The organism is Pseudomonas sp. BN414, from assembly GCF_029871275.1.
In the GTDB taxonomy this organism is placed as follows: domain Bacteria; phylum Pseudomonadota; class Gammaproteobacteria; order Pseudomonadales; family Pseudomonadaceae; genus Metapseudomonas; species Metapseudomonas resinovorans_C.
Genome location: NZ_SSOL01000078.1, coordinates 471,572 through 493,305, shown reverse-complemented (window position 1 = coordinate 493,305; position 21,734 = coordinate 471,572). Strand labels below are relative to the sequence as shown.

Annotated in this window: 20 protein-coding genes; 10 read left to right on the top strand and 10 right to left on the bottom strand. The window is 64.4% G+C overall.

The window, feature by feature from the left end:
• Positions 1-46 precede the first annotated feature (46 nt).
• Entirely contained in the window at positions 47-499 is a 453-nt protein-coding gene (locus E8E95_RS27515; protein ID WP_280355369.1) for a YaiI/YqxD family protein, read from the top strand.
• Positions 500-511: 12 nt separating this feature from the next.
• On the opposite strand, the gene E8E95_RS27510 is transcribed toward E8E95_RS27515, so the two are convergent.
• The 4 genes from E8E95_RS27510 to E8E95_RS27495 form a co-directional block, all read right to left on the bottom strand.
• Positions 512-2,662: an EAL domain-containing protein gene (locus tag E8E95_RS27510; RefSeq protein WP_280355367.1), complete on the bottom strand. Its 2,151-nt coding sequence runs from the start codon at positions 2,660-2,662 to the stop codon at positions 512-514.
• A gap of 135 nt (positions 2,663-2,797) precedes the next feature.
• Entirely contained in the window at positions 2,798-3,268 is a 471-nt protein-coding gene (locus E8E95_RS27505) for a thioesterase family protein (protein WP_077525592.1), read from the bottom strand.
• Between the two features lie 135 nt (positions 3,269-3,403).
• Positions 3,404-4,060 carry an isoprenoid biosynthesis glyoxalase ElbB gene (elbB, locus tag E8E95_RS27500; protein ID WP_280355364.1) on the bottom strand — a complete coding sequence of 219 codons (657 nt, stop codon included), beginning with the start codon at positions 4,058-4,060 and terminating at the stop codon, positions 3,404-3,406.
• A 13-nt stretch (positions 4,061-4,073) separates the two neighbouring features.
• Positions 4,074-4,904 (bottom strand): dienelactone hydrolase family protein, encoded by an 831-nt coding sequence (locus tag E8E95_RS27495; RefSeq protein ID WP_280355363.1) that lies wholly within the window; start codon positions 4,902-4,904, stop codon positions 4,074-4,076.
• 224 nt (positions 4,905-5,128) lie between these two features.
• Between E8E95_RS27495 and E8E95_RS27490 the strand changes: the two genes are divergently transcribed.
• Complete coding sequence (locus E8E95_RS27490; RefSeq protein ID WP_280355362.1) at positions 5,129-6,364, top strand: sterol desaturase family protein; 1,236 nt, start codon at positions 5,129-5,131, stop codon at positions 6,362-6,364.
• Here the strand turns inward: E8E95_RS27490 and E8E95_RS27485 are convergent, their stop codons facing one another.
• Positions 6,365-6,925 carry a DedA family protein gene (locus tag E8E95_RS27485; RefSeq protein ID WP_077525596.1) on the bottom strand — a complete coding sequence of 187 codons (561 nt, stop codon included), beginning with the start codon at positions 6,923-6,925 and terminating at the stop codon, positions 6,365-6,367.
• A gap of 233 nt (positions 6,926-7,158) precedes the next feature.
• On the opposite strand from E8E95_RS27485, the gene hemB reads away from it, so the two are divergent.
• Entirely contained in the window at positions 7,159-8,172 is a 1,014-nt protein-coding gene (gene hemB / locus E8E95_RS27480; protein ID WP_280355360.1) for a porphobilinogen synthase, read from the top strand.
• Between the two features lie 20 nt (positions 8,173-8,192).
• A complete protein-coding gene (gene ppk1 / locus E8E95_RS27475) occupies positions 8,193-10,448 on the top strand; it encodes a polyphosphate kinase 1 (RefSeq protein ID WP_280355359.1) in 2,256 nt (751 codons plus the stop codon).
• A gap of 57 nt (positions 10,449-10,505) precedes the next feature.
• Here the strand turns inward: ppk1 and ppx are convergent, their stop codons facing one another.
• Positions 10,506-12,008 (bottom strand): exopolyphosphatase, encoded by a 1,503-nt coding sequence (gene ppx, locus E8E95_RS27470; protein ID WP_280355357.1) that lies wholly within the window; start codon positions 12,006-12,008, stop codon positions 10,506-10,508.
• Between the two features lie 363 nt (positions 12,009-12,371).
• Between ppx and trxA the strand changes: the two genes are divergently transcribed.
• The 4 genes from trxA to E8E95_RS27450 all read left to right on the top strand — a co-directional run bounded on the left by trxA (position 12,372) and on the right by E8E95_RS27450 (position 16,786).
• Entirely contained in the window at positions 12,372-12,698 is a 327-nt protein-coding gene (trxA, locus tag E8E95_RS27465) for a thioredoxin TrxA (protein ID WP_044873156.1), read from the top strand.
• Between the two features lie 263 nt (positions 12,699-12,961).
• A complete protein-coding gene (gene rho, locus E8E95_RS27460) occupies positions 12,962-14,221 on the top strand; it encodes a transcription termination factor Rho (RefSeq protein WP_016495310.1) in 1,260 nt (419 codons plus the stop codon).
• Positions 14,222-14,351: 130 nt separating this feature from the next.
• Entirely contained in the window at positions 14,352-15,818 is a 1,467-nt protein-coding gene (gene ubiD, locus E8E95_RS27455) for a 4-hydroxy-3-polyprenylbenzoate decarboxylase (RefSeq protein ID WP_280355354.1), read from the top strand.
• Positions 15,818-16,786 (top strand): CDP-6-deoxy-delta-3,4-glucoseen reductase, encoded by a 969-nt coding sequence (locus E8E95_RS27450; protein WP_280355352.1) that lies wholly within the window; start codon positions 15,818-15,820, stop codon positions 16,784-16,786. The genes ubiD and E8E95_RS27450 overlap by 1 nt, the downstream gene beginning before the upstream one ends.
• Positions 16,787-16,846: 60 nt before the next feature.
• Here E8E95_RS27450 and E8E95_RS27445 read toward each other — a convergent pair whose 3' ends face one another.
• Positions 16,847-17,824, bottom strand: coding sequence for an NADPH:quinone oxidoreductase family protein (locus tag E8E95_RS27445; protein ID WP_280355350.1), 978 nt, complete (start codon positions 17,822-17,824; stop codon positions 16,847-16,849).
• Positions 17,825-17,999: 175 nt separating this feature from the next.
• Between E8E95_RS27445 and E8E95_RS27440 the strand changes: the two genes are divergently transcribed.
• On the top strand, positions 18,000-18,413 hold the full coding sequence (locus E8E95_RS27440) for a flagellar basal body-associated FliL family protein (RefSeq protein WP_280355348.1): 414 nt from the start codon (positions 18,000-18,002) through the stop codon (positions 18,411-18,413).
• Here the strand turns inward: E8E95_RS27440 and E8E95_RS27435 are convergent.
• Positions 18,404-20,248 (bottom strand): diguanylate cyclase, encoded by a 1,845-nt coding sequence (locus tag E8E95_RS27435; RefSeq protein ID WP_280355347.1) that lies wholly within the window; start codon positions 20,246-20,248, stop codon positions 18,404-18,406. The genes E8E95_RS27440 and E8E95_RS27435 overlap by 10 nt on opposite strands.
• A gap of 50 nt (positions 20,249-20,298) precedes the next feature.
• Complete coding sequence (locus E8E95_RS27430) at positions 20,299-20,748, bottom strand: EVE domain-containing protein (protein WP_280355346.1); 450 nt, start codon at positions 20,746-20,748, stop codon at positions 20,299-20,301.
• 203 nt (positions 20,749-20,951) lie between these two features.
• Here E8E95_RS27430 and E8E95_RS27425 point away from each other — a divergent pair, with 203 nt between their 5' ends.
• Positions 20,952-21,086, top strand: a complete 135-nt coding sequence (locus E8E95_RS27425) for a hypothetical protein (protein ID WP_256873449.1) — start codon at positions 20,952-20,954, stop codon at positions 21,084-21,086.
• A gap of 48 nt (positions 21,087-21,134) precedes the next feature.
• On the opposite strand, the gene E8E95_RS27420 is transcribed toward E8E95_RS27425, so the two are convergent.
• Positions 21,135-21,731 carry a 5-formyltetrahydrofolate cyclo-ligase gene (locus E8E95_RS27420; protein ID WP_280355343.1) on the bottom strand — a complete coding sequence of 199 codons (597 nt, stop codon included), beginning with the start codon at positions 21,729-21,731 and terminating at the stop codon, positions 21,135-21,137.
• Between the last annotated feature and the right edge of the window lie 3 nt (positions 21,732-21,734).

Below are 21,734 nucleotides of genomic sequence, written 5' to 3'. Positions count from 1 at the left end.
AGGGGTGTAAACTCCTCGCCCTTTTCTTATTTGCGGAAGTTCTCCCATGCGCGTCTGGATCGATGCCGATGCCTGCCCCCGGGCAGCCAAGGACCAGGTGATCAAGTTCGCCCTGAAGCGCAAGTTCGAAGTGGTGCTGGTGGCCGGGCAGAGCCAGGTCAAACCGGCCTTCGCCTGCGTGCGGCTGGTGGTGGTGCCCAGCGGTCCGGATGCGGCCGATGACTACCTGGTGGAAAACGCCGTCCCCGGCGAGCTGGTGATCTGCAGCGACGTGCCGCTGGCCGATCGCTTGGTGAAGAAGGGAGTTGCGGCGTTAGACCCGCGCGGTCGCGAGTTCGACGAACGCAACATGGGCGAACGCCTGGCGGTGCGCAACCTGTTCACCGACCTTCGCGACCAGGGCCAGATGGGCGGCGGCCAGGCGGCCTACGGCGAGAAGGAGCGGCAGGCCTTCGCCAACTCCCTGGACCGGCTGGTGACCCGACTCAGCCGGGGTTGATGCGGCTCCGCCTCAGGTCACCGCGTAGGGTTGGGTGGCCATGGCCAGGTTCCTGGGGTTGGCCAGCCACTGCTTCAGGTTGGCCAGCGGCAGCGGGCGGCTGAACAGGTAGCCCTGGATCAGGTCGCACTTGTTCTCGCGCAGAAAGCCCAATTGCTGGGCGGTTTCCACGCCTTCGGCGACTACCTTGAGCTGCAGCTTGTGGGCCATGGCGATGATCGCGGCGGTGATCGCCATGTCGTTCTCTTCGGCCGGGATGTCGCGCACGAAGGCGCGATCCACCTTGAGGGTGTCCACGGGCAGCCGGCGCAGGTAAGCCAGGGATGAATAGCCGCTGCCGAAGTCATCGATGGAGATGCTCACGCCCAGCGCGCGAATGGCTTCGAGGATCTCCACCGCGGAGTTGAGATTGCCCATCAGCGCGTTCTCGGTGACCTCCAGGGCCAGCGCCCGTGGGTTCAACCCCGAGCGCTGCAGCTCGATGCCGAGCACCAGCGGCAGGTTGCGGTTGGAGAAGTTCAGCGCCGAGCAATTCACTGCCACACGCAAGTCCCTGTGCCCGGCGTCGTGCAGTTCCTTCAGGTCGCGGCACGCGCGGCGCATCACCCAGGTATCCAGTTCGGCAATGAAGCCGTGCTGCTCGGCGATGGTCACGAAACGCTCCGGGCTGATCATGCCGTGCAATGGATGGCGCCAGCGCGCCACAGCCTCCAGGCTGACCACGCGGCTGGCGTCGCTGGCGACGATGGGCTGGTAATGAACCTCCAGGGCGTCTTCGTTGAGCGCGCGGCGCAGGTCCTGTTCCAAGGTCAGGTTTTCATGGGCGCGCAGTTCGAGATCGGCGCTGAAGCGTTGCCAGCGATTGCGGCCATTCTCCTTGCAGTGGCCCAGGGCGAGGCCAGCGTTGCGCAGCAGCTCGTCGTGGGTTTCACCGTCCTGTGGATAAAGACTGAGGCCCAGGCTGGCGGTGACTCTAAGCTGGCCGCTGGGGAGGCTGATGGGCGCGCGTATCTGGCCCAGCAGGCGATCGGCCAGGTCGCCAGCGCGAACGCCATCGGCGAGTGGGCTGAGGATGCAGAACTCATCGCCGGAGTATCGCGCCAGCAGGTCCTGGTCGTGGAGGGTGGTGCGCAGGCGCTGGGCGATCTGTTGCAGAACCAGGTCACCGGCGCCGTGCCCCAGGCTGTCATTGATTCGCTTGAAACCATCCAGGCCGATGAACAGCACGCCGAGCGTGCCCTGGCCGTCGTGCTCCGCCAGCAGGTTGCTGGTCATCCGGGTGAAGGCGCGGCCGTTGAACAGATTGGTCAATGGATCATGGTGCGTGGCGGTGTTGAGCTGGTCGGCGGCCGTGCGCAGGCGCCGCCGTTGCTCGCGCAGGCGCTGCTCGGCCCAGGCGGCGCCGAGGCCGGTGACGATGACCAGCAGCGCGATGACCCCGATGGCCGTGCCCAGCAGGGCCTGGCTGGTGCGGCTGACGGCATCCAGTTGCAGCTGGATATCGCTCGGGACGGTCAGGGTCAGCGCCGCCATGCCGGTGAAGTGCATGGACACGATGGCTGCGCCCATCACAGTGCTGGCAGCCAGGCGCAGGCGGCGAGCCCGTCGGTCGTTGCGTTCGCGGAAGTAGAAGGCCAGCAGCAGTGCGGCCAGTGCAGCGCCGATGGCGATGGCCAGTGAAAGCGCGAAGAGCAGCGGGTCGTAGTAGAGCGAGGCGGCGGAACGAATCGCCGCCATGCCGCTGTAGTGCATGGTGGCGATACCGGTGCCCGCGGCGATGGCTGCCGCCAGGTACTGCCAGGGCTCCAGCCGCTCGCGGCCAATGACGCGCATCACCACGTAGGACACCGCGATGGCGATCAGCAGCGAGAGCAGGGTGATGCCGGGCGAGTAGGCGATCGGCACGGGGGCGCGGAAAGCGAGCATGGCGATGAAGTGCATCGACCAGATGCCACCGCCCAATGTCAGGGCGCCGACCCAGCGCCAGAGTTCACGGCCGAACAGGGCGTTGCTGTGGCTGACGCGGCGCGCCATGGCCAGTGCGGTGAACGCGGCGGCGCAGGCCACCAGATAGGAGAGCAGGACCAGGGGCGTGGAATGGCTGCAGTCCAGCAGCGCGATCTGATCGTCAGGGATGGCGTCGGCGTGAGTCAGGAAAAGCATTGGGCGCGCGGTCCTTCGGGTGCGGTCCCGCCATAGGCTGGCACGTTGGCATCGTGCCCGCAGTCTAGGCAGTTCCAGCAGCCAAGGCCATGGGCAACGCGGCCGGCCGTCGGCCCCCGAACGACGCGTGCGGATTCAGCCGCAGAGGTAGGTGCCGGTACCCACCGCGACGAGCGTGCCGTCGTCGGCATGCAGTTCCGAACGCACCACGGCGACCTTGTTGCCTGAACGAAGCAGCACGGCGGTGGCGGTGAAGTGCTTGCCACGGCCCGGGCGCAGGTAGTCGATGCGCAGGTCGATGGTGCCGAGCTTGGACAACCGCGTCATGCGTTCTGTTGTGGATAAGTGCTGGTGCCGTTCGAAGGCGCCGATCAGCGCCATGGCGCCACCGACTACGTCGAGCAGGCTGGAGATGACCCCGCCGTGCAGGATGCCCTGGACGAAGTTGCCGATCAGCTCGTCCTTCATCGGCAGGTGCATGAGCACCTTCTCGGTGCTCATCTCGCCCAGCTGGATACCGAGCACGCGGTTGAAGGGAATACGCTCGAAGAAGCTGGCGACTGCCTGCTGCAGTTCGGGGGTGAGGATGAAATCGGTCTGGCTCATGGCGCCTCCTGGGAACATCGAATGGCTCGACGCTGCCTCAGGAATGGCCGGGGTGCCAAGGGGTAAGGCGGGAGAGGCGGGCGGATTGGCCGGATCGACACGCAGCGGGCGGCCGGAGCCACCCGCCCGGGGACATCAGTGGGTCAGTTCCAGTACGCGATCCACCAGCTTGTAGATGCCGCCGGCCGCTTCGCTGATGGATTGCGCCAGCATGTAGGCCGGGGTGGTCACCAGCTTGCGCTTCACGTCTTCGACGATCTCGCCGACCACGCATTCCACGTGCTGTGCACCCATCTCGCCCAGGGCGGCGGCGGTACCGGCGTCGTTGCCGATGGTGCAGGTCACGCCTTCGCCGTAGATCTTCGCCGCCAGGGCCGGGGCGATGCAGATCAGGCCTACCGGCTTGCCGGCTTCGGCGAAGTCGCGGGCGGCGGCCAGTACGTCAGGCTGCACGGTGTAGTTGGCGCCGCTGACGGCAAAGTCGGAGAGGTTCTTCGCCGCGCCGAAGCCGCCGGGAACGATCAGGGCGTCGAAGTCGTCGGCTTTCAATTCCCGCACGTCCTTGATCTCGCCACGGGCGATGCGCGCCGATTCCACCAGCACATTGCGGCTTTCCGGCATTTCTTCGCCGGTGGTGTGGTCGATCACGTGGTGTTGGGCGATGTTCGGCGCGAAGCACTGGACCTTGGCACCGCGCTGGTCCAGACGCAGCAGGGTGATCACACTCTCGTGGATCTCCGCACCGTCGTAAACGCCACAGCCGGACAGGATCACGGCAACTTTCTTGGTCATGGACATCTCCAGGTCATTGGGCTGGTCCCAGGTTCTCGCGCAGGAACGCCAGGGCGCGTCGCTGGGCATCCTGGGCCAGGCCGGGTTGGTAGGTATTCAGGTCGCTGCGCTGGTCGAAGACGTGGTCAGCGTTGCCGTACTGCACCAGCTCCAGGCGCTCGCCGTCGAGGCTGTCGAGGGCCGAGAGGCATTGCTGGTGATCGGTGATGTGGTCCTTGGCGCCGAGGAACATCAACACCGGGGCACTGTGCCCGAGGCCGTCGCGCAGGTGAGCGGGGAACCCGCAGTAGGGGTAGTAGGCGATGACGCCGCGCACGCCGGCCAGTGCCCCCTTGCCGGTGGCGGGGAAGCCGTGGCCGGCGCTGCCGTCGTAGGAGAGCGCGTCGAGGATGGTCCAGCCGCCGTGTGAGTACCCGAGCAGGGCCAGCTTGTCGCTGTCGACGGCCGGGTTCTGCCGTGCCAGCGCCAGGGCGGCGTAGACGTCGATGGCGCGTTCGTTGCCCCACAGCCGTTTGCCATCGCAGACCGGGTGCCAGTCCTTGATGCCACGGGCGGCATGGCTGTCGACGAACATCACGGCGTAGCCGGCGGGAATCAGCCAGGCTTTCACGTTGCGCATGAACAGCGGGCTCTGGCCGCTGCAGCCGTGAAACACCAGGACGGTGGGGAAGGGGCCCTTGCCTTCCGGGGTGAACAGGCTCAGGTGAGGCGCCAGGCGCTGTTCCGCCGCCGGCAGGTCGGCGGTCTGCGGCAGCAGGGCATCACGATAGGGATAGAGTCCGAGCAGGGCGGCACAGGCCAGGAGGAGCAGGGCGATCAGGGCGGGTTTGAGGAGTTTTCGCATGCTGTCGTCATATGCCGCTTGGGTTGGCACGCCATGCCGGGAAGCCGGACCGGCTGCGGGAGTAGCATTCTGGGTGCTGGATGAATGCCGCCCGTGCATGGCGGCGTTTCGTACAGCACCTGACGAGCAATCCTAGCAGGCCGAGGAATCGGGCCGCGAGCGCGGCGCCAACCCGCTTCACCGCCTGTGGGTCACCGGACAAGAACGACGATAAGGGTTGTCCCATGAATTACGTGCTTTATGCCGTGCCTTTCTTCTTCCTGTTGATCGGCATCGAATTGATCGCCGATCGCTGGCGTGGAATGCGCACCTACCGTACCGCCGATGCGCTCAACAGCCTGAGCGCCGGCGTGCTGTCCACGACCAGCGGCCTGCTGACCAAGGTGGTGGGGCTGCTGACCTACACCTTCGCCTGGCAACACCTGGCACTGTTCGAACAGTCGGCTTCAAGCCTCTGGGTGTGGCTGCTGGCCTTCGTTTTCTATGACTTCTGCTACTACTGGAACCACCGCCTGGGCCACGAGCGCAATATCCTCTGGGCCGCCCATTCGGTGCACCACCAGAGTGAGGAATACAACCTCTCCACCGCCCTGCGGCAGACCAGCACCGGCTTCCTCTTCGGCTGGATCTTCTACCTGCCGATGGCTGTTGCCGGCGTACCGCCGTTGGTGTTCCTCAGCGTCGGTGCGCTGAACCTGCTCTACCAGTTCTGGGTGCACACCCGCCACGTTCCGAAGCTGGGCTGGTTCGAATGGGTCTTCATCTCCCCCTCCAACCACCGCGTCCACCACGCGCAGAATCCGGTGTACATGGATCGCAACTATGGTGGCGTGTTCATCCTCTGGGATCGGCTGTTCGGTACCTTCCAGGAAGAGTTGGATGACGACCCGGTGATCTTCGGCGTGACCACGCCGCTGGCCAGTTGGAACCCGCTCTGGGCCAACCTGCAGTTCTATGTGCAGCTCTGGCGTGATGCCGTGCGTGCGGAGTCCTGGTGGGACAAGCTGCGCATCTGGTTCATGCGCACGGGCTGGCGGCCTGCGGATGTGGCCCAGCGTTATCCACAGGCCAAGCCGGACCTGTCGCGCTTCGTCAAATTCGAGGTGCCGCTGGGCCTGCCACAGAAGTGGTATGCCGGTCTGCAATTCACGCTCTACGTAGTGGCCGGAACCTGGTTGCTGGGCACCGGCGGCGAGGCGCCGCTGGCCGCGTTACTGCTGGCCTGGGCCTGGATGGCCTTCGGGCTCTACGTGATCGGAAGCTGGCTGGAGAACCGGCCCTGGGCGCGCTGGCTGGAAGTGCTGCGACTGGCGGCGAACTGGCCGGTGCTCTGGGCCGGCGCAGCATTGGGATGGTTGCCGATGGGGGCGGCGGGATGGGGATTGCTGGCGCTTTACAGCCTGGTCAGCCTGACCGTGCTGTTCGGCCTGCAGCGCCGCGCGGCGGCACTGGCAGTCTGATCAGCTGTTCTTGCCGTTGTTGCGCAGGCGGCGCCTCACCCAGAGGATGCCGCCGATGGCCACCAGGCCGCCGAGCACCATCAGCTCGTAGCGCTTGAGGTTGCCGAGCATGCCTTCCAGCACGGCGCCGAAGTGGAAGGCGGCGAAACCCAGGGCCAGCGCCCAGATCAGGGCGCCAATGCCGTTGAGGATCAGGTAACGCAGCGGTGGATAGCCGGACAGGCCGATGGCCACCGGCATCACGGTGCGCAGTCCGTAGACGAAGCGGAAGCTCAGGACCCAGATATCCGGATGGCGACGGATGTGCGCCAGGGCGCGGTCGCCCATGGCCTGCCAGCGCGGCTTGCGGGCAAGGATCTGCCGGCCCTTGTGGCGGCCCAGGTAGTACCAGAGCTGGTCGCCGGCGTAGCTGCCGAAGAACGCCGTGGCTACCACGGCGTTGATGTCCATGTAGCCCCGGAAGGCGAGGAAACCGGCCAGGACCAGGATCGTCTCACCCTCGAAAAACGTGCCGAGGAAGAGGGCGAAGTAACCGAAATCCTGGAGAAATTGTTGCAGCATGGTTGGATTGCGCAGCGAAATGAACGCGCAGCCTAACCGGGATGGCGCCCCGGGAAAAGCTCCGGCCTCCGGCGAATGCCATCAGATTGACCACGGACAATCCCCGCATACCGCCACAAGGCCCGTACGCCGGTCGACGCGACTACGGGTCGCTGTGCCGCCTTGTTACCATTCGGTCATAATCGGCCCTTATATTTGTCACACTGCGTCCGTTCCGGGCCCTGGAGTCTGCTGTGAGCTTTACCCCCGCCAACCGCCTGTTCCCCGCAACCCGCCTGCGCCGCAACCGTCGTGACGATTTTTCCCGCCGCCTGGTGCGCGAGAACGTCCTGACCGTCGATGACCTGATCCTCCCGGTATTCGTGCTGGACGGTGAGAACCGCCGCGAAACCGTGTCCTCGATGCCTGGCGTCGAGCGTCTGTCCATCGACCTGCTGCTCAAGGAAGCCGAGGCCTGGGTCGAGCTGGGCATTCCGGCGCTGGCGCTGTTCCCGGTGACGCCGCTGGAGAAGAAATCCCTCGACGGTGCAGAAGCGTGGAACCCCGACGGCATCGCCCAACGCGCCATTCGCGCCCTGCGCGACCGCTTCCCGGAACTGGGCGTGATCAGCGACGTGGCCCTGGACCCCTTCACCACCCACGGCCAGGACGGCATCCTCGACGAGAACGGCTACGTGCAGAACGACATCACCGTCGATGCGCTGGTCAAGCAGGCGCTGTCCCACGCTGAAGCCGGTGCCCAAGTGGTAGCCCCTTCGGACATGATGGACGGTCGCATCCAGGCGATCCGCGAAGCCCTGGAACTCGCCGACTTCCCCAACGTGCGCATCATGGCCTACTCGGCCAAGTACGCCAGCGCCTACTACGGCCCGTTCCGTGATGCAGTCGGTTCCGCCGCCAACCTCGGCAAGGCCAACAAGGCCAGCTACCAAATGGACCCGGCCAACACCGACGAGGCCCTGCATGAAGTGGCCGCCGACCTGGCCGAAGGCGCCGACATGGTGATGGTCAAGCCGGGCATGCCTTACCTCGACATCGTTCGTCGGGTGAAAGATGAATTCCGCGTGCCGACTTTTGTCTATCAGGTCAGCGGCGAGTACGCCATGCACATGGCGGCGATCCAGAACGGCTGGCTGAGCGAGGCGGTGATCCTCGAGTCCCTGGTCGCCTTCAAACGCGCCGGCGCTGATGGCATCCTCACCTATTTCGCCGTACGCGCCGCAGAAATGCTCAAGACGGGAGCCTGATCTCCCCCCAGGAACTGCAGATGAACACCGAAGGACTCAATCCCAGCGCATTGCTCGAACCCCTGAAGGAAGCCACCGAAAATCCGGTGGCCCCTCCGGCTCCCGAGGCTCCGGAGGCTCCCGCCTCCGCTCCCGCTGCCGAAGCGGCCCCGGCCCCGGCACCCGTACCGGCACCCGTACCAGCTCCGCTGGTGTTGCCGAGCCTGGATGACAGCAGCCTGTACATCCACCGTGAGCTGTCCCAGTTGCAGTTCAACATCCGCGTGCTGGAACAGGCGCTGGACGAGTCCTATCCGCTGCTCGAACGCCTGAAGTTCCTGCTGATCTTCTCCAGCAACCTCGACGAGTTCTTCGAGATCCGCGTCGCCGGCCTGAAGAAGCAGATCACCTTCGCCCGCGAACAGGCCGGCGCCGACGGCCTGCTGCCGCATCAGGCCATGGCGCGCATCAGCGAACTGGTGCACGAACAGGTGACCCGCCAGTACAGCATCCTCAACGACATCCTGTTGCCGGAGCTGGCCAAGCATCAGGTCAACTTCATTCGCCGTCGCTACTGGACCGCCAAGCTGAAGGCCTGGGTGCGTCGCTATTTCCGCGACGAGATCGCGCCGATCATCACCCCCATCGGCCTGGACCCGACGCACCCGTTCCCGCTGCTGGTGAACAAGAGCCTGAACTTCATCGTCGAGCTGGAAGGCGTGGACGCCTTCGGCCGTGACTCCGGCCTGGCGATCATCCCCGCGCCGCGCCTGCTGCCGCGCGTCATCCGGGTGCCGGAAGACATCGGCGGACCGGGCGACAACTTCGTCTTCCTGTCCTCGATGATCCACGCCCATGCCGATGACCTGTTCCCCGGCATGAAGGTGAAAGGCTGCTACCAGTTCCGCCTGACCCGTAACGCCGACCTCTCGGTGGACACCGAAGACGTCGACGACCTGGCCCGCGCGCTGCGTGGCGAACTCTTCTCGCGCCGCTACGGCGACGCGGTGCGCCTGGAAGTGGCGGACACCTGCCCGAAGAATCTCTCGGACTACCTGCTCAAGCAGTTCAACCTGGGTGAGAGCGAGCTGTACCAGGTCAACGGTCCGGTGAACCTGACTCGCCTGTTCAGCATCACCGGCCTGGAAAGCCACCCGGAACTGCAGCACCCGACGTTCACGCCGGTCATCCCCAAGCTGCTGCAGAAGGCCGAGAACCTCTTCAGCGTCGTGGGCAAGCAGGACATCCTGCTGCTGCACCCCTTCGAGTCCTTCACCCCGGTCGTGGACTTCCTGCGCCAGGCCGCCAAGGACCCCAACGTCCTGGCGATCAAGCAGACCCTGTACCGCGCCGGCGCCAACTCCGAGATCGTCGACTCCCTGGTGGAAGCGGCGCGCAACGGCAAGGAAGTCACCGTGGTGATCGAACTGCGTGCGCGCTTCGACGAGGAATCCAACCTGCAGCTGGCCAGCCGACTGCAGCAGGCCGGTGCCGTGGTGATCTACGGCGTGGTGGGCTTCAAGACTCACGCCAAGATGATGCTGATCCTGCGGCGCGAGAACGGCGAGCTGCGCCGCTACGCGCACCTGGGTACCGGTAACTACCACGCCGGCAACGCGCGCCTGTACACCGACTACAGCATGCTGACCGCCGACGATGCGCTCTGCGAGGACCTGCACAAGCTGTTCAACCAGCTGATCGGCATGGGCAAGACGCTGCGCATGAAGAAGCTGCTGCACGCGCCCTTCACCCTGAAGAAGACCCTGCTCGACATGATCGCCCGCGAGGCGCTGCACGCCAGCGAAGGCAAGCCCGCGCACATCATGGTCAAGGTCAACGCGCTGACCGATCCCAAGGTCATTCGCGCGCTGTACAAGGCCAGCCAGAGCGGTGTGCGGATCGATCTCGTCGTTCGCGGCATGTGCTGCCTGCGCCCGGGTATCCCGGGTGTGTCGCACAACATCCAGGTCCGTTCGATCATCGGCCGCTTCCTCGAGCACAGCCGGATCTACTACTTCCTCAACGGCGGCGACGAGAAGATGTATCTCTCCAGTGCCGACTGGATGGAGCGCAATCTCGACATGCGCGTCGAGACCTGCTTCCCCGTGGAAGGCAAGAAGCTGCTCACGCGCGTGAAGAAGGAGCTCGAGGCCTATATCAGCGACAACACCCAGAGCTGGGTGCTGCAGCCGGATGGTCGTTATCTGCGCAACAGCCCGAGCGGCAACCAGAACTCGCGCAACGCCCAGGCCACCCTGCTGGACAAGCTGACCAACCCGCCGATCAGCGCACGCTGATCGCGCAAATGAAAACGGGGCCTGCGGGCCCCGTTCTCGTTTCCGCGCGTCTCGGCTTCAGCTCACCTTGAGCACGAAGTCGATGCGCTTGAGCCACTCGGCTTCCTGCTCGAAGTCCGCCTGGGTCAGTGGGTTCGCTTCCAGCCAGTCCTTCGGGAATTGCACTTCGAAGTTGTTCCCGGAGGCCCGCAACTGGACGCTCGGCATGGCCGAGGTGCCACGGATGTGGTGGAAGAGAATGGCGAAGCGCAGCAGCACGCAGAGGCGCAGCAGCTTCACGCCTTCGTCGCCGAATTCGGCGAACCTGTCCTTCGGGATATTGCGACGATGGCCGCGCACCAGCAGGGCGAGCATCAGTTGGTCCTGGCGGGAGAAGCCGGGCAGGTCGGAGTGCTCGATCAGGTAGGCGCCGTGCTTGTGGTACTGGTAGTGGGCGATATCCATGCCGATCTCGTGGACTCGCGCGCCCCACAGCAGCAGATCACGGTGCCAGTCATCATCCAGTCCCCAGCTGTCGGCGACCTGCTCCAGGGACGCAAGGGCCTTGGCCTCGACGCGGGCGGCCTGTTCCAGGTCCACATGGCAGCGTTCCATCAGTGCACCCAGGGTGCGTTCGCGGACGTCCTCGTGGTGATGTCGGCCGAGCAGGTCGTAGAGCACGCCTTCGCGCAGCGCACCTTCCGAGTGGGTCATGTGCTTGAGGTCGAGGGCCTCGAAGATGGCTTCGGCAATCGCCAGGCCGGCTGGGAAAATCGGCCGGCGGTCCGGCTTGATGCCATCGATGTCGAGTTTCTCCACATCGCCCAGCTTGAACAGCTTGCGCTTGAGCCAGGCCAGCCCTTCCGGGTTGATCTCGCCATTGCCAAGGCCTGCCGCCTGGATCGCCAGGCCCACCGCGCGAAGGGTGCCGGAGGCGCCCACGGCTTCCTGCCAGCCGAGGCGGCGCAGGCTGTATTCGATGCCCATCAGTTCCAGGCGAGCGGCGGTGTAGGCCTGCGCATAGCGTGCCGGGGTGATCTTGCCGTCGCGGAAATAGCGCTGGGTGTAGCTCACGCAACCCATCTGCAGGCTTTCCCGCAGTTGCGATTCGAAGCGCTGGCCAATGATGAATTCGGTGCTGCCGCCGCCGATGTCCGCCACCAGCCGGCGACCGGGGGTGTCCGGCAGGGTGTGGGAGACGCCGAGGTAGATGAGTCGCGCTTCCTCGCGGCCGGAGATGACCTCCACCGGGTGTCCGAGGACCTCCTCGGCGCGGCGGATGAACTCGGCGCGGTTGTGCGCTTCGCGCAGGGCGTTGGTGCCGACGATGCGCACTGCGCCTTCCGGCAGCCCGGCGATCATCTGGGCGAAGCGGCGCAGGCAATCGAGCCCGCGCTGCATGGACTCTTCGTTGAGGTTGCGGTCGTCGTCGAGACCCGCTGCCAGCTGAACCTTGTCGCCGAGCCGTTCCAGGATTCGGATCTCGCCGTGGTCGACCTTCGCCACCACCATGTGGAAGCTGTTCGAGCCAAGGTCGATGGCGGCGATCAGGGACGGGATTTCGGCGGGCTTCTGCGGCATGGTTTCGGGTCTCGAGGCTGAACCGCGCAATCCTGCCACGGTTGCCCGGTCGAGCCAATGCGAATAGCGGTACGTTCGTACCAGTCTGGCGCAGGCCGGGAGGGCGATGGCGGGGTGCGGCTTTCTCTGGCGAATAGCTGGGTGAGCACACTATAGGTGGGATATGACAGTCGCGCGTCAGCTCGGCCGACGGTCCGCCCGAGCGGCACATGGACCAACAGTCGAATTGACGTGCTCACGCCTATCCATCAGTTTTGCCCAGTATCGCCATAGCAAAGCTCAATCGCCCTTGGCTTTCGGTCCCGGGAAAGCCGGGATATGATGGCTCCACTTTTTTGCTTCCGAACACGGAGAGATCCTTCCATGAGCGAATTCATCACCAACGTCTCTGATGCCAGTTTCGAGCAGGACGTGCTCAAAGCCGACGGCGCGGTGCTGGTCGACTACTGGGCCGAGTGGTGCGGTCCCTGCAAGATGATTGCTCCGGTCCTCGACGAAATCGCCAAGGACTACCAGGGCAAACTGAAAGTCTGCAAGCTGAACATCGACGAAAACCAGGACACCCCGCCGAAGTACGGCGTGCGTGGCATCCCGACCCTGATGCTGTTCAAGAACGGCAACGTCGAAGCCACCAAGGTAGGCGCCCTGTCCAAGTCCCAGCTGGCTGCCTTCCTCGACGCCAACATCTGATTTTGCGCGGCCTCCAGCGCCGCCGGAACAGCTGCATAAGCGTCCCGAAGAAGCCCCGCGAAATGCGGGGCTTTTTCATTGGAGTGCACTAGACTCGCCGTTGTGCCGGTGTTACATTCGGACCGCTGCTTTTTCTTGCAGCCCTCCACGCCGTCGCCGACGCACTCCTATTCGAATAAGCACAGCGATCCTGTCGCTATCTCTGCGGCGCGGCCTAAAAAGCTCAGAGCTTTCCCTTCTCCATTTCTATCTACGTCATTCCTATGAATCTGACCGAACTCAAGCAAAAGCCGATTGGCGAACTTCTGGAAATGTCCGACGCCATGGGCCTGGAGAACATGGCCCGTTCGCGCAAGCAGGACATCATCTTTGCCCTGCTGAAAAAGCACGCGAAGAGCGGCGAGGAGATCTCCGGTGACGGCGTGCTGGAGATTCTCCAGGACGGCTTCGGCTTCCTGCGCTCCGCCGACTCTTCCTACCTGGCCGGCCCGGACGACATCTACGTTTCGCCCAGCCAGATCCGTCGCTTCAACCTGCGTACGGGCGACACCATCGTCGGCAAGATTCGTCCTCCGAAGGAAGGCGAGCGTTACTTCGCGTTGCTCAAGGTCGACTCCATCAACTACGACCGTCCCGAGAACGCCAAGAACAAGATTCTGTTCGAGAACCTCACGCCCCTGTTCCCCAATGAGCGCCTGAAGATGGAAGCCGGCAACGGCTCCACCGAAGACCTCACCGGCCGCGTGATTGATCTCTGCGCACCGATCGGCAAAGGCCAGCGCGGCCTGATCGTGGCGCCGCCGAAAGCGGGCAAGACCATCATGCTGCAGAACATCGCGGCCAACATCACCCGCAACAACCCCGAGTGCCACCTGATCGTCCTGCTGATCGACGAGCGCCCGGAAGAAGTGACCGAGATGCAGCGCACCGTGCGCGGCGAAGTGGTCGCCTCCACCTTCGACGAGCCGCCGACCCGCCACGTGCAGGTTGCCGAGATGGTGATCGAGAAGGCCAAGCGCCTGGTTGAGCACAAGAAGGACGTGGTCATCCTGCTGGACTCCATCACCCGTCTGGCGCGTGCCTACAACACCGTGATCCCGAGCTCCGGCAAAGTGCTCACGGGTGGTGTCGACGCCCATGCCCTGGAGAAGCCCAAGCGTTTCTTCGGCGCCGCGCGCAACATCGAGGAAGGCGGTTCGCTGACCATCCTCGCCACCGCGCTGGTTGAAACCGGCTCGAAGATGGATGAAGTCATCTACGAAGAGTTCAAGGGCACCGGCAACATGGAACTGCCGCTGGACCGCCGCATCGCCGAGAAGCGCGTGTTCCCGGCCATCAACATCAACAAGTCCGGTACCCGCCGCGAAGAGCTGCTGACTGCCGATGACGAGCTGCAGCGCATGTGGATTCTGCGCAAGCTGCTGCACCCGATGGACGAGATCGCCGCCATCGAGTTCCTGCTCGACAAGCTGAAAGACACCAAGACCAACGACGAATTCTTCCTGTCGATGAAGCGCAAGTAAGTCTTGGATGTTCTACAAAAGCCGGGGAAACCCGGCTTTTGCGTTTCTGCACCGGCCCTTTGATCTTCTGAATAACCCAGTTCGGCGCTAAACTTTGCGCCCCGACCTGCACGCCCCAAGAGGCTCAAGCATGCAGTATCGCGATCTGCGCGACTTTATCAGCGGCCTGGAACAGCGCGGCGAGCTCAAACGCATCGCCACTCCGGTGTCGCCGGTGCTGGAAATGACCGAAATCTGCGACCGCACCCTGCGCAAGCAAGGCCCGGCGCTGCTGTTCGAAAAGCCCACCGGCTTCGACATTCCGGTGCTCGGCAACCTGTTCGGCACCCCCGGCCGTGTGGCCTTGGGCATGGGCGCCGAGGACGTCGGCGAGCTGCGCGAGATCGGCAAGCTGCTGGCCTTCCTCAAGGAGCCTGAGCCGCCCAAGGGGCTGAAGGACGCCTGGTCCAAGCTGCCGATCTTCAAGAAGGTCATCGCCATGGCACCCAAGGTGCGGAAGGACGGCCCCTGCCAGGAAGTGGTGGAAGAGGGCGACGACGTCGACCTCGGCAAGCTGCCGGTGCAGACCTGCTGGCCAGGCGACGTCGCCCCGTTGATCACCTGGGGCCTGACCGTCACCCGCGGTCCGAACAAGGAGCGGCAGAACCTCGGCATCTATCGCCAGCAGGTGATCGGCCGCAACAAGGTCATCATGCGTTGGCTGAGCCACCGTGGCGGCGCGCTGGATTACCGCGAATGGTGCGCCAAGCATCCGGGCGAACCTTTCCCGGTGGCGGTCGCCCTGGGTGCCGATCCAGCAACCATCCTTGGCGCCGTGACCCCGGTGCCGGATACGCTTTCCGAGTACGCCTTCGCCGGGCTGCTGCGCGACAACCGCACCGAGCTGGTGAAGTGCATCGGCAGCGACCTGCAGGTGCCGGCCAGTGCCGAGATCGTCCTCGAAGGGGTTATTCACCCCGGCGAAATGGCTGACGAAGGCCCCTACGGTGACCACACCGGCTACTACAACGAAGTGGATAGCTTCCCGGTGTTCACCGTGGAGCGCATCACCCGTCGGCAGAAACCGATCTACCACAGCACCTACACCGGTCGGCCGCCGGATGAGCCTGCCATCCTCGGTGTGGCGCTGAATGAAGTCTTCGTGCCGATCCTGCAGAAGCAGTTCCCCGAGATCGTCGACTTCTACCTGCCGCCGGAAGGCTGTTCCTACCGCATGGCGGTGGTGACCATGAAGAAGCAGTACCCTGGCCACGCCAAGCGCGTAATGCTGGGTGTCTGGTCGTTCCTGCGACAGTTCATGTACACCAAGTTCGTCATAGTCACCGACGACGACATCAATGCGCGGGACTGGAACGACGTGATCTGGGCCATCACCACGCGCATGGACCCCAAGCGCGACACGGTGATGATCGACAACACCCCGATCGACTACCTGGACTTCGCCTCGCCCATCTCCGGTCTCGGCTCGAAGATGGGGCTGGACGCCACCCACAAGTGGCCGGGCGAGACCAACCGCGAATGGGGTCGGGTGATCGTCCAGGACGAAGCGGTCAAGCGCCGCGTCGATGAGCTGTGGTCCTCACTGGGAATCGATTGATGCGTGTCACCCTGCAACCCTCCGGCGCGGTCATCCAGACGGTTCCCAGCGAGCGCATCCTGGATGCGGCGCGTCGGCTCGGCTACGAGTGCCCGCAAAGCTGCCGCAACGGGAACTGCCATATTTGCGCGGCCCTGCTGGTGGAGGGACGGGTACTCCAGAATGGCGTCGAGCTGAGTCAGGGCGAGCTGTTCACCTGCCTGGCCGAACCCCTGGAAGACTGCGTCCTGCACTGGGATGGCGTGCTGGCACCGGGCGAATTGCCGGTGCGCAGCCTGAGCTGCCAGCTCACGGAGTGCGCGCCGGTAGGAGGCGACGTCTGGCGCGTACGCCTGCGCGCCCCGGCGGGCAAACCGCCGCGCTATCACGCTGGCCAGTACCTGTTGATCGAGCGGGAAGACGGCGAGTCCTCGGCCTTCTCCATGGCTTCCGCGCCCAGCGCCGGGCGGGACATCGAACTGCATATCCTCGGCCGTGAGAACAGCGCCAAGGCATTGCTCGCCCAGTTGCAGCGCACCCGCATGGCCAAGGTTCGCATGCCCTTCGGCGACACCCATCTGGCGGAGTTGCCGGACGGTCCGCTGGTGCTGATCGCCGCAGGCACCGGGATGGGGCAGATCCACAGCCTGATCGAGCACTGCCGCGCGACCGGCTTCAAGCATCCGGTGCACCTGTACTGGGGCGTTCGCCAGCCGGAAGACTTCTACGAGTTGGTCCATTGGGACGACTGGAAGGGCCTGGACAACCTGATCCTGCACAAGGTGGTCAGCGACCCCCGTGACTGGTCGGGACGTCGTGGCCTGCTGCACCAGGTGGTGTGCGAGGACTTCCCGGACCTCAAGCAACTGCGGGTCTACGCCAGCGGCTCTCCGGCGATGGTCTACGCCACCCTGGATGCGCTGGTGGCGGCCGGAATGGATGCCCACCAGATGCGCGCGGACGTGTTTGCCTACGCACCACGCTCCTGAGCATTGGCCATGAAAAAAAGGCCGCCCTGAGGGCGGCCTTTTTTGTTTCGCTGGCGGCAATCAGCGTACTTCGACCACTACCTTGCCGACGGCCTGGCGCGTCGCCAGTGCATTGATCGCATCGCTTGCGCGCTCAAGGGGGAACGTCTGGGACACCAGCGGCTTGAGTTTGCCCTCGGCATACCAGGCGAACAGCTGCTGGAAGTTGGCCAGGTTGTCCTGGGGTTGGCGCTGGGCGAAGGAGCCCCAGAACACGCCCACCACCGAGGCACCCTTGAGCAGTGCCAGGTTCACCGGCAGCTCGGGGATGCGCCCGCTGGCGAAACCCACCACCAGCAGACGGCCGTTCCAGTTGATCGAGCGTACGGCAGCATCGAACAGGTCGCCGCCCACCGGATCGTAGATCACGTCGGCGCCCTGGCCACCGGTCAGCTCCTTGACGCGATCCTTGAGGCTTTCCTCGCTGTAATTGATCAATGCATCGGCGCCGGCGGCCTTAGCCACTTCGAGTTTTTCCGCACTGCTGGCCGCAGCGATCACCCGTGCACCCATCGCCTTGCCGATTTCCACCGCCGCCAGGCCGACACCGCCGGAGGCACCCAGCACCAGCAGGGTTTCGCCGGCTTGCAGGTTGGCGCGCTGCTTGAGGGCATGCATCGATGTGCCGTAGGTCATGCCGAAGGCGGCCGCGGAGTTGAAGTCGATGCCCTTGGGAATCGGCATCACATTGTAGGACGGCACGGCGACCTGCTCGGCGAAGCTGCCCCAGCCGGTCAGCGCCATCACGCGATCACCCGGCTTGAGATGGCTGACCTTCTCGCCCACCGCCGCCACTACGCCAGCGGCTTCTCCACCCGGGGAGAAGGGGAAGGGCGGCTTGAACTGGTACTTGCCTTCGATGATCAGGGTGTCGGGGAAGTTGACCGCCGCCGCGTGGACGTCGATCAGGATTTCATTTTTCTTGGGCTCGGGGCTGGCGACTTCCTCCAGCACCAGGGTATCGGCGGGACCGAAGGCTTTGCACAGGACGGCTTTCATCGCGGAGCTCCTTGGCTTGGGGCTCGGGCCCCGGGCATGTGGCCTTGCAGTGTAGGTTGGGGGGCAGGGCGGTCAATCAGCATGGCCGCGCCTGATAGGCCTGCATAAACGGAGGTCTTGGGGCTTGCCGCGGCTGTGGCTATGCTAGGCGCCATTCGTGCTGAGGATGACCCTGGTGAAAAGACTGACTGCATTGCTGCTGGCCCTGACCCTTCCGCTGCTGGCGATGGCCAACGAGGAAGAAGAGCCCAAGGAAGGTGAAGCGCCCAAGGTTGCCTATATCGATCTGGTGCCTTCTCTGGTCGGCAACTATGGCCCGGGTCCTCGGCTGAAGTACTACAAGGCCGATGTTTCCCTGCGGGTCAGCGGACCCGAGGCGCAGGACAAGGTCACCCGCCACGAGCCACTGATCCGCAACCAGCTGGTGATGTTGTTCTCCCAGCAGACCGACGAGAGCCTGGCTTCGTCCGACTCGAAGGAAAAGCTCCGTCAGGAAGCCCTCAAGCAGGTGCAGCAGGTGTTGAACAGCGAGGAAGGCGAGCCACTGGTGGACGACCTGCTGTTCAACAATCTGATCATTCAGCCCTGACCTTTCTCCCACAGGCAGGTGCGGTTGCGCCCTTCGTGCTTGGCCCGGTAGAGTGCGGCGTCGCTGCGTGATACCAGGCTGTCGGGCTGCTCTTCGCGGGCCGGGTCGGAAACGGCGATGCCGATGCTCAGCGTCAGCCGCCCTTCGGGACTGGCCGGGTGCTCGATCTGCAGTTCCGCCACAAGCGCCATCACCCGTTCGGCCACATGTTGTGCACCGTCTTCGGCCGTATTGGCGAGGATGATGGCGAATTCCTCCCCGCCATAGCGGCAGGCCACGTCACCTTCACGCTGCAGGCTCTGCTGCAGCGCCTGGGCCACCCGGCGCAGGGCGTCGTCGCCGGCTTGGTGACCGAACTGGTCGTTGAACGCCTTGAAGTGATCCACGTCCAGCATCAGCAACGCCAGCGGCGCACCGAGGCGACGCAGGCGGCGCCACTCGCCGTTCAGCTGCCGGTCGAAATAGCGCCGGTTGTACAGGCCGGTCAGGCCATCCAGTTGGGATAGCCGCTGCAGGCGTGCCTCCAGTTCCAGCCGCTCGCGATTGTCGCGTGAGACGCCGATCAGGTAGTCGCGGCCATTCTGGCTCACCAGTTGTGCACTGATTTCCGCCGCCTGGAGGCTGTCGTCGGCGCGGCGCATCTCGCGCTGGAAAATCCCCGAGTTGCCATCCCGGCGAGCCTGGCGCACCAGTTCCAGCCAGGTGTGGAAGCCAGGCAGGAGTTGTTCCGGGTCTTCCTTCAGCAGTTGGCGAAAGGCCTCGGCGCTGTAGCCGAGGCTCGCATGGGTGGCTCGGTTCATGTGCAGGATCTCGCGAGTGGCGAGGTCGAAGATGAACAGACCGTCCTGGCTGGAGTCGGTCAGGTCGAGTGCCAGTTGCAGGCGCTCGCGGCTCTCGCGCAGGTCCTGCTCGGCGTGCTCGCGCTGGCTGACTTCTTCGTTAAGGCGCCGATAGCCGGTCTGCAGGGCACTGGCGCGGCGCGCGTTCTCCAAGGCCAGGGCGAGGGCGGCGACCAGCAACAGGCTGGTGAGCAGGCCAGCACCAAGGACCACCTGGGGCAGCGGCGAGCTGAGCTGCTCCACCAGTTTTTCGGTTGGGGAAAGCTGCAGGGCGAAGTTGCTGTTGTTGAGCAGGTGCAGCGGTACGCGCTGGCTGAGGGCCGCCAGGCTTTGCGGTTGTTCATGGAGGTAGATGGATTGCCCGGACTCCAGCAACTGGACGCTGAAGTCGCGATTGTCGAGGTTGCCGAGCAAAGCATCCATCAGGGATTCGACGCGGAATACGCCCTGGAGGAAGCCATCGAAGGAGCGGTCACCCTGCTCATTGTTGAGGAACAGCGGGGTGTAGAGGATGACGCCACGTCCGCCCTGGACCAGGGCGAAGCTGTTGGACAGCTGCGCCTCGCCACTGGCCTTTGCCTGCATGGCGAGGTTGAAGTTGGGATGAATGCGCGTCAGGCGGAAGCCAACGGCTGCCTCGTTGCCTTGTTCCGGCATGACCCAGCGCATGCGCAGGTCTTCGCCCATCCACTGGATCGACTGGTAGCCAGGGAAGTGGTCCAGGGCGAAAGTGACTTCCAGGTTCCACTCATCTCGCGGAAGCCGGCCCTGGTGATTCCACAGCATGGCAATCCGCCGTAGACCTTCGACCTCGTCGATCAGGTTGTTTTCCAGTTCGGCGGCCAGGGCGCGCGCCTGATAGCCGACGCGCTCACGAATGCGCTCTTGATGTGCATCCTCCAGCTGCTTCCAGAGCAGCAGGCTGGTGCCGCACAGCGCCAGGAACAGCAGCGCGAGTGTCGTTCGGACCAGCCAGGCGGGATGAGAGTGCGGCATGGGGGCGCCCCGGGAGATTCCCTCCCTCATAGCACAGGGCCATGCCCGACTCAACGCAGGGCGAGCACTCCGGCCCATTCTTCTTCGGTCACCGGCATCACCGACAGGCGGCTGCCTTTCTGCACCAGAGGCATGCCGGACAACACCGCCTGCTCGCGCAGCAGGCCGAGCGGGATGACTCGAGTGAAGGCTTCGACGAACTCCACGTCCAGCGCGCTCCACGGATTCTTCTCGGCGTTCGCCTTGGGGTCGTGGTAATGGCTCTGCGGGTCCAGGGCGGTGGGGTCCGGGTAGGTCTCGCCAGCGATTCGCGCGATACCGGCAATGCCCGGCTCGGGGCAGCTGGAGTGGTAGAAGAAGAACAGCTCGCCGGGACGCATGGCGCGTATGAAGTTGCGCGCCTGGTAGTTGCGCACGCCATCCCAGCGCGCCTTGCCCAGGCGCTGCAGGTCATGGATGGAAAGTTCGTCGGGTTCGGATTTCATCAGCCAGAAAGGCATGAACTTTGCTCCTGTACGTTCGTCCTGAATTGGGCATCCGGGCTTCACGACCGGCCGACGGCCGGTTGGCGTCATAAATTGCGTGTTCGCTCACGTTGCCGGAGAATGCCGCGCCTTAAGCTGCTGCTGCCGTTCGGTCCAATCAAAACAACAACTCGCCATCGGTCATCGCGCGAAGTTTGCCTGCAAGGGGGAGGCAATCGATGAAACGCAAAAAGCCAGACATCCTCTGGGTATTGGTCATTATTTTTGGCCTGGGTGTCGTTACCACCGGTTACACGCAAAGCCTGTGGGAACGCCAAAGCAACGCACCCGTCAATCTGACCCAACAGCCCTGATCCTATTTGACCGGCATCGCAAGGATCGCGATGCCGCCGTCAGTCTCCTCAGTACCAGCCCTTGTCCGTCACGGTCGCCTGCAGGGCCACGTCCCAACTGGCGAGCTCCAGCCTGTCCACCTTCTGGCACTCATGCGCAAGGCCCAGTAGGGTCGGTTTGCGCCATTGGCGTCGGCGTGCCAGGTACGCCAGGCTGCGGTCATAGAAGCCGCCGCCCATTCCCAGGCGTCCACCTGATTCATCGAAGCCCACCAGCGGCATCATGACCAGATCCAGTGCCCAGATCTTGCGTTGCTGCGCCTGATTGGCGCGCGGTTCGAGGATGCGGAAGCGATTCTTCTGCAGCCGTTCGCCCGGCAGCAGGCGCTGGAACACCATTTTCTCCCGGGGCCAGGCATTGAGAACCGGCAGGTAGGCACGCTTGCCCCGGCGCTGGGCTTCACGCAGCAGCGGGCGCGGATCGATTTCGCCATTGGTGGGCAAATAGAGGGCAACGTGCCGGGCGCGGCGGAACAGAGGGTCCTGCGCGAGCTGGCGGTACAGGGCCCTGGCGGCGTGCTTCTGCTGAAGGGGGGTAAGTGCGCGGCGGGCCTGGCGGAGCAGGCGGCGCAAGCTCTGGCGGGAATGGGAACCGGCGCAGATCATGAA